Here is a 12,586-nt window from a genome sequence, read left to right as displayed (position 1 = left end):
CGAGGGAAGGACCACCGTTCATGACCACCACTGCTGACCAGGGCACGATCTCCGCGATCAACGCCCGCCCGCTGATCGAGCTCGGGACGTCGTTCTGGGCCGCCAAGACGCTGCTCACCGCCGTCGAGATCGGGGTGTTCACGACCCTGGGCGCCGGGTCGGCGTCGGAGGAGCAGCTGCGCGAGAAGCTGCGGCTGCACCCGCGCTCGTCGCGCGACTTCCTGGACGCGCTGGTCGCCCTCGACCTGCTCGAGCGCGAGGACGGGCTGTACCGCAACACGGCCACCACCGGCTACTTCCTCGACGAGAACAAGGAAACCTTCCTCGGCGGCTGGATGCGGCAGGCCAGCAAGCACCTCTTCCGCGCGTGGGGCGGGCTGACCGAGAGCCTGCGCTCCGGCAAGCCGTTCATCGGCTGGGACACCGCGGACTACTTCGAGCGGCTGTACGAGGACATCGAGGAGCGGCGCAGCTTCATCGCCGCGATGGACGCGTGGACCACGCACATCGCGACCGAGCTGGCCGAGGGCATCGACTGGACCGAGCACAAGACGTTCGTCGACGTCGGCGGCGCGCGCGGCAACCTGTCCGCGTCGCTGGTGAAGGCGCGCCCGCACCTGGACGGCGTCGTGTTCGACCGCCCGGAGATCGCCGAGCTGTTCCACGAGCACATGGCGGCCAAGGGCACCGCGGACCGGGTCGGCTTCGTCGTCGGCGACTTCTTCACCGAGCCGATCCAGGCCGCGGACGTGCTGGTGTTCGGGCACATCCTGCACGACTGGAACGACGAGGAGCGGGCGACGCTGGTGCGCCGCGCGTACGAGGCCGTCAACCCGGGCGGCATCGTGGTGATCTACGACCGGATGATCGACGACGACCGCCGCGTCAACAAGGTCGGCCTGCTCGGCTGCCTGAACCTGCTCGTGGTGACCCCGGGCGGGTCCGAGTACACGATCGCGGACTGCCGGAAGTACGCCGCCGACGCCGGCTTCGAGTCGACCACGGCGCTCCCGCTCTTCGACGGCCTCGAGACGGCCGTCGTCTGCCGGAAGGCCCGCTGATGCCGTACGCCGCCATCACCTACGACATCAAGAGCGGCTGCGAGGACGAAGTGGCCGAGGTGTTCAGCGACTTCCAGCGCCCGAAGTCCACCGCGGTCCCCGACGGCGGCCGGATCCTCGCGACGGCGGTGTTCATCCGGGACGCGACGCTGGTCCGGTTCATCGAGTACGAAGGCGACCTCGACGCGGTGGCGCGGTTCATGGCGATGCAGCCGGGGGTGCGCGAGGTGGAGCGGAAGATCGCGCCGTACCTGAACAACCCGCGCGACACGGGAACGGTCGAGGGGTTCGTGAAGACGTTCCGGGCGAGCCTGCTGCGGTGCGTCACGCAGTTCGCGGTGCCGCGGGCGGCTTGAGAGAAGCGGGGAGCGGGCCGGGGTCTTCGGATCCCGGCCCGTTTCTCGTGCGCTTTCGTGGTTCGCGGGGTCCGGCCGCGCCGGAGTGGGCCCTGCGGTGTCAAGACGTCGGGGAGACCGCAGGTGCGCGCAAAAGGTTCGACCCCCTGGCGGGGCCGGCCAGGGGGTCGAGTCGGAGGGGGCGGTGCTCAGGGCTTGCGGCACCACACCAGCGTGTCGTAGTCACCCAGCGGCTTCGAGAAGAACTCCGTGAAACCGACCTCGGCCGCGTGCTCGCGGACCTCCTCGGCCGGGTACTCCGAGCCGCCGTCGCTGACCAGGAGCATGTCGATGCTGATCACCAGGTTCTCGACGTGGCGGGGGTCCTCGTCGAGCATGCGGTCGTACACCAGCAGCGTGCCGCCCGGGTTCACCGATGCCGCCGCCTTCTGGAGGATGCGCTTGCGGTGGTCGCGGTCGAAGTCGTGCAGGATGTGGCCCAGCACCACCAGGTCGGCCGTGGGCAGGTCGTCGTGGAAGACGTTGCCGCCGTGGAACTCCAGGCGGTCGGTCAGGCCGAGGTTCGCCATGTGCTCGGTGAAGAACGGCTTCATCGGGGGCAGGTCGAACACGTGGCCGTAGAGGCCAGGGTTGGCCTTGACGATCTGGCTCGCCATGTTGCCGCGGCAGCCGCCGATGTCGAGCATCGTCTTGAACTCCGACCACTGGAACGCCTCCAGCAGCTGCGGGCCGAGCACCTGGGTGAGCGCGTCCATCATCCGGATGAACTGGCCGAGCACCTTCGGGTTCGCGATGACCTGCTCGAAGTCGCCTTCCGCCTGGGGCTTGCCCGTCTTCAGGGCTTCGGTGAGCCGGCCCCACGCCGGGTACAGGTTGTTGTTGGCGCGGTGCATGAACCCGCCGACGTACGCCGGGAGGTGCGTCACCAGGTACTGGTCCGCGCCCGGCGCGTTGCGGTAGACACCGCCCTCTTTCTCCAGGAGGCCCAGGGCGGTCAGCAGGTTCAGGAAGTCGCCGAGGCCGCGGCCGTGCAGCGCCAGCTTGTCCTTGAGCTGTTCCTCGGTCGCCGGTCCGGCGTGCAGCGTGGTGAACAGGTCGAGTTCCACCGCGGTGAGCAGTGCCTTCGCATCGCAGAAAGCGTTGCAGAGCCGGATGATCCCTGCCGGGGTGCTGACGTCCGGTGTGGTACTCGTCATGCCGGGGTCCCTTCTCGGAATTCGCTCGGCCACTGACCAGGCCGGATCTCGGGCCACCGTTCCACCGCGAGGTGGAGCGCGGCTCGAACCCGCTTCGAACCGGCGGGCTCCACCCGGGTTCGAGTTCCGGTTCAGCGCCGCTTGCCAGGCTCACGGCCAACGTGCAGGTCCGCCAGGAAGGGGCGTCGGCGTGGAGCAGGGACTGCGGGGCAAACGGGTGCTGGTGACCGGTGGCACCAAGGGGATCGGGCGGGCCACGGTGCTCGCCTTCGCCCGGGCCGGGGCCACGGTGCTCGCCGGCCACCGGACCGGGGACGAGGCGGCGGAAAGCCTGGCGCGCGAGCTGAAGGCGCTCGGCGAGCAGCACCGGCTGGTGCAGGCCGACGTCACCGACCGCGCGGAAGTCGCGCGGCTGGCGGAAACCGTGCGCGCCGAGTGCGGCGGGCTCGACGTCGTCGTCAACAACGTCGGGGTCGACGGCGGGGTCCCGTTCGGGGACATCGACGACGCCGAATGGGCCCGCCTGATCGACCACAACGTGACGTCGGCCTACCTGGTCACCCAGGCGGTGCTCGACCTGCTGGCCGACGGCGCTTCGGTGGTCAACGTCGGGTCGTCGGTCGCGCTGCGCGGCCGCGTCAACGGCGTGCACTACACCGCGTCGAAGGCGGCACTGATCGGCTTCACCCGCGGGCTGTGCAAGGAACTCGGCCCGCGCGGCATCCGCGTCAACACCGTCGCGCCCGGCCTCACCGAGACCGAGCCGGGCGCCGGGCTGCCGCCGCACGCGGTCGAGCGGATCGTCGGGATGACCGCGCTCGGGCGGATCTGCCAGCCGGACGACGTCGCGGGCGCCGTGCTGTTCCTGGCCGGGGACACGTCGAAGTACATCAGCGGGGTCACCCTCAACGTCGACGGCGGCGTCTGATGGGCACCGCGCGCCGCGGCCTGCGGGTCGTCGTCATCGGTGGCGGCGTCGGCGGGCTGTGCCTGGCCCAGGGGCTGCGCAAGGCCGGCATCGACGTCTCCGTGCACGAGCGCGACGGCTCGATCCGCGGGCGCAACCAGGGCTACCGGCTGCACATCAGCCCCGACGGCGAGAAGGCGCTGCGGGAGTGCCTGCCCGAGCGCGCGCAGGCGCTGCTGACCGCGACGGCCAACAGCCGCTACGGCTTCGGCATGGCGATCTACGACGAGCACCTCGCTCCACAGTGGACACCGGAGATGAGCGACCCGCGGGCCGGCGCGGCCGACAAGGTCGACGCCGTCGACCGGGTCACCCTGCGGCGGGTGCTGCTGGCCGGCATCGAGGACGCCGTCCACTTCGGGAAGCGCTACACGCGGCACGAGGTCCGGCCGGACGGCACGGTCGCCGTGCGGTTCGCCGACGGCAGCGTCGACACCGGGGACGTGCTGGTCGCCGCGGACGGCGCGAACTCCGTCCTCCGCCGGGCCCAGGGCTTCGCCGAACCGCGGGACCTCGGCGTCCGCACGATCTTCGGGCGGATCCCGCTGACCGGCCGGCTGCGCGCCGAACTGCCGGAGATCCTGCAGGACCGGTTCACCTGGGTGATCGGCTCGGACGAGCACAAGCTCGGCCTGATGCCGATGGTCTTCCGGACCGACCCGGCGACGGCGGCGGCCCGGCTGTGGCCGGAGCAGGCGCTCGAGTCCACAGAGGACTACTTCATGTCGGTCTTCTCCATGCACCGCACCGCGACCGGGATGCCGGACGAGCAGTTCCTCGCGCTGAGCGGTGCCGAGCTGTGGCGGCTGGTCCGGGAGCGGACCACCGGCTGGCACCCGCACCTGCGGGCCGTCCTGGAGTACGCGGACATCCCCGAGACGTTCCCAGTGGCGGTCCGGGCGTGCGCGCCGATCGAGCCGTGGGCGCCCGGGCCGGTGATCCCGCTCGGCGACGCCGTCCACGCGATGCCGCCGTCGGGCGGGGTCGGCGCGAACACGGCGGTGCGCGACGCCGCCACGCTCACCCGCGAACTGCTCGCCGCCGACCGCGGCGAGCAGCCGGTGGCCGCGGCTTCCGAGCGGTACCAGGCGGAAATGCTCGGCTACGCCACCGCCGCGGTCGCCACGTCGCTGCAGGTGGCGCGGTGGTCGCTGAAGCGGATCGATTTCGACGAGTCGGTGCTCACGGCGAACGCGGCCGGCTGACCCCGAGACGGAAAGGACGAACCATGGACATCGGAGTTGGCCTGCCCAACACCGTTCCCGGCACGGACGGACGGCAGCTGGTCGAGTTCGCCGCCCGCGCGGACGAGCTCGGGTTCAGCACGCTCGCCGTGCTCGACCGGCTGGTCTACGACAGCTACGACGCCACGGTGGCGCTGGCCGCGGCGGCCGCCGCCACCAGCCGCATCACCCTGGCCCCGACCATCCTGCTGGCCGGCTACTGGCCGAGCGCGGCGCTGCTGGCCAAGCAGCTGGCCAGCGTCGACCGGCTGTCCGGCGGGCGGCTGGTGGTCGGCGTCGCCGCCGGCGGGCGCGAGGACGACTTCCTCGCCACCGGCGTCGACTTCCACACCCGCGGCAAGTGGCTCGACGAACTGCTGGCCGAGCTGAAGGAGGTGTGGGCCGGGCGCGGCCCGGTTCCCGGCATCGGCCCGAAACCTTCGAACGGCGCGGCGGTCCCGATCTGGGCCGGGGGCAATTCGCCCGCGTTCGTGCGGCGCGCCGCGGAGCACGGCATCGGCTGGGTGTCCGGCGGCGGTCCGGTTTCCCGCTACCCGCAGCAGGCCGACCAGGTCCGCGCGGCGTTCGCGGCGGCGGGGCGCACGGACACCCCGAAGCTCGGCGCGCTCACCTACGTCGCCCTCGGCGAGGAGCGCAAGGCGGCCGGCGGCCGCTACCTGCTCGACTACTACTCCTACATGGGCGAGAAGGCGCAGTTCCTGGCGAACGGCGTCATCTCCGACGAAACCCGGCTGCGCGAGGCGATCGACGCCTACGCCGAGGCCGGCTGCGACGAGCTGCTGCTGTTCCCCTGCACGTCCGATGTGGACCAGCTCGACGAGCTGGCCAAGCTCTGCCTGTCCTGAACCCGGCCCTCGAGCGAAGGAAAACGCATGACTGACATCCGAGTGCCGGTGCTCGTCGTCGGGGCCGGCCCGGTCGGCATCTCGACCGCGCTGTTCCTGGCGCGTCACGGCGTCGGGCCGCTGCTGGTGGAGCAGCGGGACGGCACGTCCACGCTGCCGCGCGCGCCCGGCCTGCAGGCCCGCACCATGGAGCTGTTCCGCGCGGCCGGGGTGAACAAGGAGATCCGGGCCCTCGAGGTCGGCGACTCCCACCCGTACTTCGAAGGCGGGATCATCCAGGTCCGCACGTTCGCCGAAATCGACGACGCCGAGGTGCTGGAGGCGCCGTCGCTGGACGGCCCGACCGTCAGCCCGGAGCGCGTGATGGGCTGCGGCCAGGACCGCTACGAGCGGGTGCTGGCCGAGCTGGCGTCCGACGCGGGCGCCGACATCCGGTTCGGCACCAAGCTGACCTCGTTCACCCAGGACGAGGACGGCGTCACCGCGCGGATCAAGGACCTGGCCACCGGCGAGGAAAGCACGGTCCGGGCCGACTACCTGGTCGGCGCGGACGGCGCGGGCAGCAAGATCCGCGGTGCCCTCGGCGTCGAGCGGACCGGGATCGGCACCGTGTTCAACGCGCTGAGCGTGTACTTCCGCGCGCCGGAGCTGACGAAGGTGCTCAAGGACCGCAAGTTCATCCTCTGCTACGCCACCGCCGCGCCCGGCACGCTGATGGGCCTGTCCCGGCTGCACGGCGCCGACCCGTGGCTGGCCGCGCCGCTGTACTACCCGGAGAAGGGCGAGACGCCGGCCGACTACCCGGACGAGCGCTGCGTCGAGATCGTGCGGACCGCCGCCGGGGTGCCGGACATGGCCGTCGAGATCGTCGCGAAGGTGCCGTGGCAGGGCGCGCAGCTGGTGGCCGAGACCTTCCGCCGCGGGCGCGTCTTCCTGGCCGGCGACGCCGCCCACGTGCACCCGCCGGCCGGCGGGTTCGGGGCCAACACCGGCATCCACGACGCGCACAACCTGGCCTGGAAGATCGCCGCCGTGCTGGCCGGGACGGCGGGCGACCCGCTGCTCGACAGCTACGACGCCGAGCGGCGCGGGGTCGGCGGGGCGATGGCCCGCCAGGCCATGGTGCGCAACCGGATCCGGCACGGCTACGCCGACGAGGAGACCCGCGCGTCGCTGGTCGACGACATCATCATCACGCTCGGCTACCGCTACCACTCGGACGCGATCACCGGCGGGCAGCCGGACGCGCCGACGCTCAGTCCCGGCCTCGAGCTGGCCGGCGAGCCGGGCACCCGCGCCCCGCACGTCTGGCTGGAGCGCGACGGCGCGCGGCTGTCCACAATAGACCTGTTCTGGGGCGGGTTCGTGCTGCTGACCGCGTCCCGGGGCAACGGCTGGGTCGAGGCCGCCGAGCGCGTCGCCAAGCAGACCGGCCTGCCGCTGGAGGTGCACGTCGTCGACGGCCGCGAGCTGACGGCGGTCGACCGCGACTGGGCAGCGGCTTACGGCGTTTCGGCGGACGGCGCCGTGCTCGTGCGGCCGGACGCCTTCGTCGCGTGGCGGTCCGCCGGCAAGGTCGCCGACCAGGACACCGTGCTCGCCGCCGCGCTGACCCGCGCCAGCGGGCTCCCGCCGGAGGGTGCGGCGTGAGCGCCCCGGAGACCGACCGGACCGCGGCCGCCGCCGGCGGCACGGTGTCGCTGCGGCGCATGCCGCGCTGGTACACGACGCTGTTCGTCACGGACACGTTGGAGCGCTTCGGGTTCTACGGCATGCAGGCGATCCTCGTGCTGTACGCCGCCGCGCCGCTCGAACGCGGCGGGCTCGGCCTGCGCCCGGCGGACGCGGCCGCGTTGTTCGGCGCCTGGATCAGCGTGATGTTCCTGCTGTCGCTGCCCGGCGGCTGGATCGGGGACCGGCTGCTCGGGCAGTGGCGGGCGCTGCTGTGCGGGTGCGTGCTCAGCGGCGCCGGCTACCTGGCGCTGGCCGCGCCGACCGGCTGGGCCACCGCCGCCGGGCTGGTCCTGCTGGCCGCGGGCGGCGGGCTGTTCAAGCCCAACCACCAGGCGCTGATCAACCTGATGTTCGACGGCCGCCGCGGCCGCGAGTCCGGCATCTCGCTGATGTACGTCGGGGTCCAGGTCTCGGCGCTGGCCGCGCCGCTGGTCACCGGCTACCTCGGCGAGAAGGTCAGCTGGCACCTCGGGTTTTCGGTCGCCTCGGCCGCCGTCCTGGCGACCGCGCTGCTGCTGGTGTTCTCGGTGCGGCAGTTCGGCGGCACCGGCCTGCGCCCGGGCCGCCCGGCCACGGCGGCCGAGCGGACCCGGGCCCTGCGCGGGGCGGGCCTGGTGCTCGGCGCCGCCGTCGTCCTCGTCGTGGTGCTGGCGGTGACCGGCAGGCTGTCGGCGACCGCCGCCATCATGGTGGCGAGCGTGCTCAGCATCGCGTTGCCGGTGGCCGGGTACGCGACGCTGTACCGGAACCCGGGGCTGACCGCGTCCGGGCGGCGCCGGCTGCGCGGCTACCTCGCCGTGTGCCTCGGGGCGACGCTGTTCTGGATCATCATCGCGCATTCGGCGTCCCTGCTGACGCTGTTCGCGCGCGACCACACCGACCTGGCGGTGTTCGGGCTGGCCATCCCGGCCAGCTGGCTGCAGGCGGCCACGCCGGCGTTCATCCTGCTGCTCGCCCCGGTCGTCGCCGCGGTGCTGCCGAACGCGGGCGGGGTCGGGGTGAAGCTCGGCGCCGGGCTGCTCATGGTCGGCGCCGGGTTCCTGGTGATGGCCGTCGGCTCGTCGTTCGCCGCGGACGGCGAGCGGGTGTCGCTGGCCTGGCTGGCGCTGGTCTACCTGCTGCACGCCGCGGGCGAGGTGATCATCGCGGCGGTCGCGATCTCCTCGGCCGCCGACGTGCTCGGGCCCGCGTTCGTCGGGCGCGTGATCGGGCTGCTGTGGTTGTTCGCCGCGCTCGGTGGCGGGCTGGGCAGCATGCTCGTGCGGCTCAGCGCCGCGGTGAGCGAGCCCGTCTACTACGCCGCGCTCGGCGGGGCGGCCGTCGTCGCCGGCGCCGTCTTCCTGGTGACCCGCCGCACGCTGGGCGCCGCCCTGGCGAGCGGCATCGACTCCGAAGTCCGGAAAGGACAAGCGTAATGCCGTACGCAGCCATCAGCTACCGGGTCAAGCCCGGGCACGAGGACGAGATCGCCGACATCTTCGCCCGGTTCCAACGGGTCGACACCCCGGACTTCCGCGGGGACGGCGGCGAGGCGGCCGGCCGGCTGCTCGGCACGGCGGTGTTCGTCCAGGACGACATCGTGGTGCGGTTCATCCACTTCGAAGGCGACTTCTCCGCGATCGGCAAGCACATGGCCGCTCAGCGCGGCGTGCACACGGTCGAGCACGAGCTCGCGCCGTACCTGGCCGAGCAGCGCGAGACCGACAGCGCCGCCGGGTTCGCCGAGTACTTCCGGAACGCGACCATGCGCTGCGTTTCCCAGCTGTCGGTGGACACCCACCCGGCGGGGAGCCGGCCATGACGCTGACCCGGATCGGGGTGATCGGCCTGGGCATGATGGGCGGTGGCATGGCCCGCTCGCTGCTCGCCGCGGGCTTCGACGTCACCGCGTACAACCGCACCGCGGCCAAGGCTGCGCCGCTCGCCGAGGCGGGCGCGCGGATCACCGCGTCACCGGCGGAGGCGGCGGACGGCGACGTCGTGCTGCTCAGCCTCGCCGACGAGGCCGCCGTGACGCAAGTGGTCTTCGAGGGCCTGGCCACCCGGCTGCGGCCCGGACTGACCATTGTGGACACGTCGACCGTCTCGCCCGCCTTCGCCGGGGAGATCACCGAGCGGCTCGACGCGCTGGGGGTCCGCCGGGTCGAGGCGTGCGTGATCGGCAACCCGAAGATGGCCGCGTCCGGCGGGCTCCGGGTGTTCACGGCCGGGGAACGCGCGTGGGCCGACGACGTCGCGCCGGTGCTTTCCGCGCTGGGCAAGGACGTTCGCCACCTCGGCGGGCCGGGCAGCGCCGGCGTGCTGAAGCTGGCGCTCAACCTGCTGCTCGGTGTGCAGACGGCCGGGCTGGCCGAAGCGGTCGCGTTCGCCGAGTCGCTCGGCCTCGACCGGGACCTGCTGCTGGACGCGGTCGACGGCAGCGGCTGGCGGTCGCCGGTGCTGGCGTTCCGCGGGGAGTTCATGCGGCGGCGCGCCTACCGCCCGGCCGCGTTCCGGACGGCGTTGATGCACAAGGACCTCAGCCTGGCGACGACGGAGGCGGAGCGGCACGGCGCCGAGCTGCCGCTGACGTCGCGGACGGCCGAGCGCTTCGCGGAACTGCTGGCACTGGGCCGCGGCGACGACGACGCGGCCGCCGTCGTCGACCTCGCCCGGGCGGCTGTCCGGCCATGATCACGTGGCTGCTGTCCGTCGCGGTGCTGGCCGGCAGCGGCGTCGTGGCCGGGGTGCTGTTCGCGGTGGCGCTGAGCGTGCTGCCCGCCCTGATCGCGATGCCCGCCGACCGGTACGTCTACGCCCACCAGCTGATCGGGCGGCGCTGGGACCCGACGATGCCGGTCATCGTCTTGTCGTCGACCGCGATCGACGTGGTGCTCGTTTTCCTGGCCGATTCGCGCAACGCGCTGTTCGCGATCGCGGCGGTTCTGCTGCTGGCGGTTTCGGTGGTTTCGCACTTCTGCAACGTGCCGATCAACCGCGTCGTGAAGGAGCTCGACCCGGAACGCATCCCGGCGGGCTGGCGCGACCCCCGGCCGCTCTGGCGGCGCTTCCACCTGCTGCGGACCACGCTGGCGCTGCTGGCGGTCCTGGTCAACGCGGCCGCGCTCGTGCCGGCGTGAAAACCGGTTTCGAGTCCGGTCCTAGGTCATCTTCAGCAGTGCTGCGCATTCTTGACCCCGAAGTTGGATTCCTTTGTCGTGGAGGGCACCGATGAGCACGGTTGTCACCGGGATCGGCGTGGTCGCGCCGACCGGGATCGGCGCGGCGGCGCACTGGGAGGCGGTGCTGGCGGGCAAGTCGGGGATCGCCCGCATCGACCGCTTCGACGCCTCCGGCTACCCCGTCAAGCACGCGGGGCAGGTGCCCGGGTTCTCCGCGAAGGAACGCGTTCCCGGCCGGCTGATCCCGCAGACCGACCACTGGACGCACCTTGGCCTCGCCGCCGCGGCGGACGCGCTGGCCGACGCCGCGCTCGACCCGGCGAGCGTGCCCGAGTTCGAAATGGCCGTGGTCACCTCGAGCTCGTCCGGCGGCACCGAGTTCGGCCAGCACGAGATGGAGCGCCTGTACCGGAACGGCCCGTCGTGGGTCGGCGCCTACCAGTCGATCGCCTGGTTCTACGCCGCCACCACCGGCCAGATCTCGATCCGGCACGGCATGCGCGGCCCGTGCGGGGTGCTCGCCTGCGAGCAGGCGGGCGGCCTCGACGTGCTCGGGCAGGCCCGGCGGCTGATCCGCGGCGGCTCGCGGGTAGTCGTCAGCGGCGGCACCGACGCGTCGCTGTGCCCGTACGGCCTGGTGGCCCAGCTGTCCACCGGTGCTTTGTCTACAGTGGACGATCCGGCGCGGGCGTACGTCCCCTTCGACGCCGAAGCGTCCGGGTACCTGCCGGGTGAAGGGGGCGCGATCCTGATCCTGGAGAGCGCCGGCGGTGCCGCCGCCCGCGGTGCCGAGCCGTACGGGGTCGTCGCCGGCTACGCCGCCGGGTTCGACCCGCCGCCCGGCTCGGCCCGGCCGCCGGTGCTGCGGCGGACCATCGAGCGGGCGCTGGCCGACGCCGGGATCGGACCGTCCGAAGTGGACGTGGTGTTCGCCGACGCCGCCGGGGTCCCGGCCGCCGACCTGATCGAAGCTCGAGCCCTCGTCGAGACGTTCGGACCAGGGTCGGTACCGGTCACCGCGCCGAAGACGCTCACCGGACGGCTCTACGGCGGCGGCGCGGCGCTCGACGCCGCCACCGCCCTGCTCGCCATGCGGGCGGGCGTCGTCCCGCACACGGCAGGCCCGGAGCGGCTCGCTCCCGGCTGCGACATCGACCTGGTCACCCGCCCGCGCGACGCGGACCTGCGCACGGCGCTCGTGCTGGCCCGCGGGCACGGCGGGTTCACCGCGGCGCTGGTCCTGCGCCGCCCGTGAAGAACGAAGGAACGGAGCAACCGATGAGCGAGTTCACCATGGTGGAGCTGAAGGAGATCATGACGGCCAGCGCCGGCGTCGACGAAGGCGTCGAGCTGGACGGCGACATCACCGGCGTCGAGTTCTCCGACCTCGGCTACGACTCCTTGGCCCTGCTGGAGCTGCGCAGCCAGGTCGAGCGCCGCTACGGCGTGGTCCTGCCCGACGAGGCCGTGTCCGAGACGACCACGCCCGGCGACGCCGTGGCGTTCGTCAACGACCTGCTCGCGAAGGCGGCCGTCTGAGATGGCCGGGCACACCGACAACGAGATCGTCATCGACGCCCCGCTCGACCTCGTCTGGGCGATGACCAACGACATCCCGGCGTGGACGGCGTTGTTCAGCGAGTACTCCGAGGCGACCGTGCTGTCCGAAAAGGACGGCACGATCCGGTTCCGGCTCGCGCTGCACCCCGACGAGAACGGCAAGGTCTGGAGCTGGGTGTCCGCGCGGACGCCGGACGAGGCCACGCACACCGTGCGCTCGCAGCGCGTCGAAACCGGCCCGTTCAAGTACATGTGGATCTTCTGGGAGTACTTCGAGACCCCGGACGGCACGCGCATGCGCTGGGTCCAGGACTTCGAGATGAAGCCGCAGGCGCCGGTCGGCGACCAGGCCATGCAGGACCGGCTGAACCGCAACACCCCGGTGCAGATGCGGCTCATCAAGGACAAGGTCGAGGCCGCCGCGCGCGCCGCGGTCTGACCGGCGGAACCGAAGAAGGAGGT

General features: G+C 72.5%; 14 protein-coding genes. 13 read left to right on the top strand and 1 reads right to left on the bottom strand.

Annotation, left to right across the window (positions count from 1 at the left end; all coding sequences use genetic code 11):
- Positions 1 to 20: 20 nt before the first annotated feature.
- Positions 21 to 1,061 (top strand): methyltransferase, encoded by a 1,041-nt coding sequence (locus tag EIY87_RS14240; protein WP_125308176.1) that lies wholly within the window; start codon positions 21 to 23, stop codon positions 1,059 to 1,061.
- Positions 1,061 to 1,417, top strand: coding sequence for a SchA/CurD-like domain-containing protein (locus EIY87_RS14235; RefSeq protein WP_125308175.1), 357 nt, complete (start codon positions 1,061 to 1,063; stop codon positions 1,415 to 1,417). The genes EIY87_RS14240 and EIY87_RS14235 overlap by 1 nt, the downstream gene beginning before the upstream one ends.
- Before the next feature lie 188 nt (positions 1,418 to 1,605).
- Here EIY87_RS14235 and EIY87_RS14230 read toward each other — a convergent pair whose 3' ends face one another.
- On the bottom strand, positions 1,606 to 2,613 hold the full coding sequence (locus EIY87_RS14230; protein WP_125308174.1) for a methyltransferase: 1,008 nt from the start codon (positions 2,611 to 2,613) through the stop codon (positions 1,606 to 1,608).
- 190 nt (positions 2,614 to 2,803) lie between these two features.
- Between EIY87_RS14230 and EIY87_RS14225 the strand changes: the two genes are divergently transcribed.
- From EIY87_RS14225 to EIY87_RS14175, 11 genes are all read left to right on the top strand, one after another.
- Positions 2,804 to 3,541 carry an SDR family NAD(P)-dependent oxidoreductase gene (locus tag EIY87_RS14225; RefSeq protein ID WP_125308173.1) on the top strand — a complete coding sequence of 246 codons (738 nt, stop codon included), beginning with the start codon at positions 2,804 to 2,806 and terminating at the stop codon, positions 3,539 to 3,541.
- Positions 3,541 to 4,785 (top strand): FAD-dependent oxidoreductase, encoded by a 1,245-nt coding sequence (locus EIY87_RS14220; RefSeq protein ID WP_125308172.1) that lies wholly within the window; start codon positions 3,541 to 3,543, stop codon positions 4,783 to 4,785. Before EIY87_RS14225 ends, EIY87_RS14220 begins: the two co-directional genes overlap by 1 nt.
- A 23-nt stretch (positions 4,786 to 4,808) precedes the next feature.
- Positions 4,809 to 5,669: an LLM class flavin-dependent oxidoreductase gene (locus EIY87_RS14215; RefSeq protein ID WP_125308171.1), complete on the top strand. Its 861-nt coding sequence runs from the start codon at positions 4,809 to 4,811 to the stop codon at positions 5,667 to 5,669.
- A gap of 27 nt (positions 5,670 to 5,696) precedes the next feature.
- Positions 5,697 to 7,319 (top strand): FAD-dependent oxidoreductase, encoded by a 1,623-nt coding sequence (locus tag EIY87_RS14210; protein WP_125308170.1) that lies wholly within the window; start codon positions 5,697 to 5,699, stop codon positions 7,317 to 7,319.
- A complete protein-coding gene (locus EIY87_RS14205) occupies positions 7,316 to 8,818 on the top strand; it encodes a peptide MFS transporter (RefSeq protein WP_225439867.1) in 1,503 nt (500 codons plus the stop codon). The genes EIY87_RS14210 and EIY87_RS14205 overlap by 4 nt, the downstream gene beginning before the upstream one ends.
- Complete coding sequence (locus EIY87_RS14200) at positions 8,818 to 9,204, top strand: SchA/CurD-like domain-containing protein (RefSeq protein WP_125308169.1); 387 nt, start codon at positions 8,818 to 8,820, stop codon at positions 9,202 to 9,204. Before EIY87_RS14205 ends, EIY87_RS14200 begins: the two co-directional genes overlap by 1 nt.
- Positions 9,201 to 10,076, top strand: a complete 876-nt coding sequence (locus tag EIY87_RS14195; RefSeq protein ID WP_125308168.1) for an NAD(P)-dependent oxidoreductase — start codon at positions 9,201 to 9,203, stop codon at positions 10,074 to 10,076. The genes EIY87_RS14200 and EIY87_RS14195 overlap by 4 nt, the downstream gene beginning before the upstream one ends.
- Positions 10,073 to 10,522 (top strand): DUF1772 domain-containing protein, encoded by a 450-nt coding sequence (locus tag EIY87_RS14190; protein WP_125308167.1) that lies wholly within the window; start codon positions 10,073 to 10,075, stop codon positions 10,520 to 10,522. Before EIY87_RS14195 ends, EIY87_RS14190 begins: the two co-directional genes overlap by 4 nt.
- Before the next feature lie 91 nt (positions 10,523 to 10,613).
- Positions 10,614 to 11,819 carry a ketosynthase chain-length factor gene (locus EIY87_RS14185; RefSeq protein ID WP_125308166.1) on the top strand — a complete coding sequence of 402 codons (1,206 nt, stop codon included), beginning with the start codon at positions 10,614 to 10,616 and terminating at the stop codon, positions 11,817 to 11,819.
- A gap of 23 nt (positions 11,820 to 11,842) precedes the next feature.
- Positions 11,843 to 12,103 carry an acyl carrier protein gene (locus EIY87_RS14180; protein ID WP_125308165.1) on the top strand — a complete coding sequence of 87 codons (261 nt, stop codon included), beginning with the start codon at positions 11,843 to 11,845 and terminating at the stop codon, positions 12,101 to 12,103.
- 1 nt (position 12,104) lies between these two features.
- Positions 12,105 to 12,563, top strand: coding sequence for an SRPBCC family protein (locus tag EIY87_RS14175; RefSeq protein ID WP_125308164.1), 459 nt, complete (start codon positions 12,105 to 12,107; stop codon positions 12,561 to 12,563).
- The last annotated feature ends 23 nt before the right edge of the window (positions 12,564 to 12,586 follow it).

This window comes from Amycolatopsis eburnea, from assembly GCF_003937945.1.
Taxonomy (GTDB): domain Bacteria; phylum Actinomycetota; class Actinomycetes; order Mycobacteriales; family Pseudonocardiaceae; genus Amycolatopsis; species Amycolatopsis eburnea.
The sequence above is the reverse complement of the archived record's forward strand: the minus strand, read 5'-3'. Positions and strand labels throughout refer to the sequence as shown.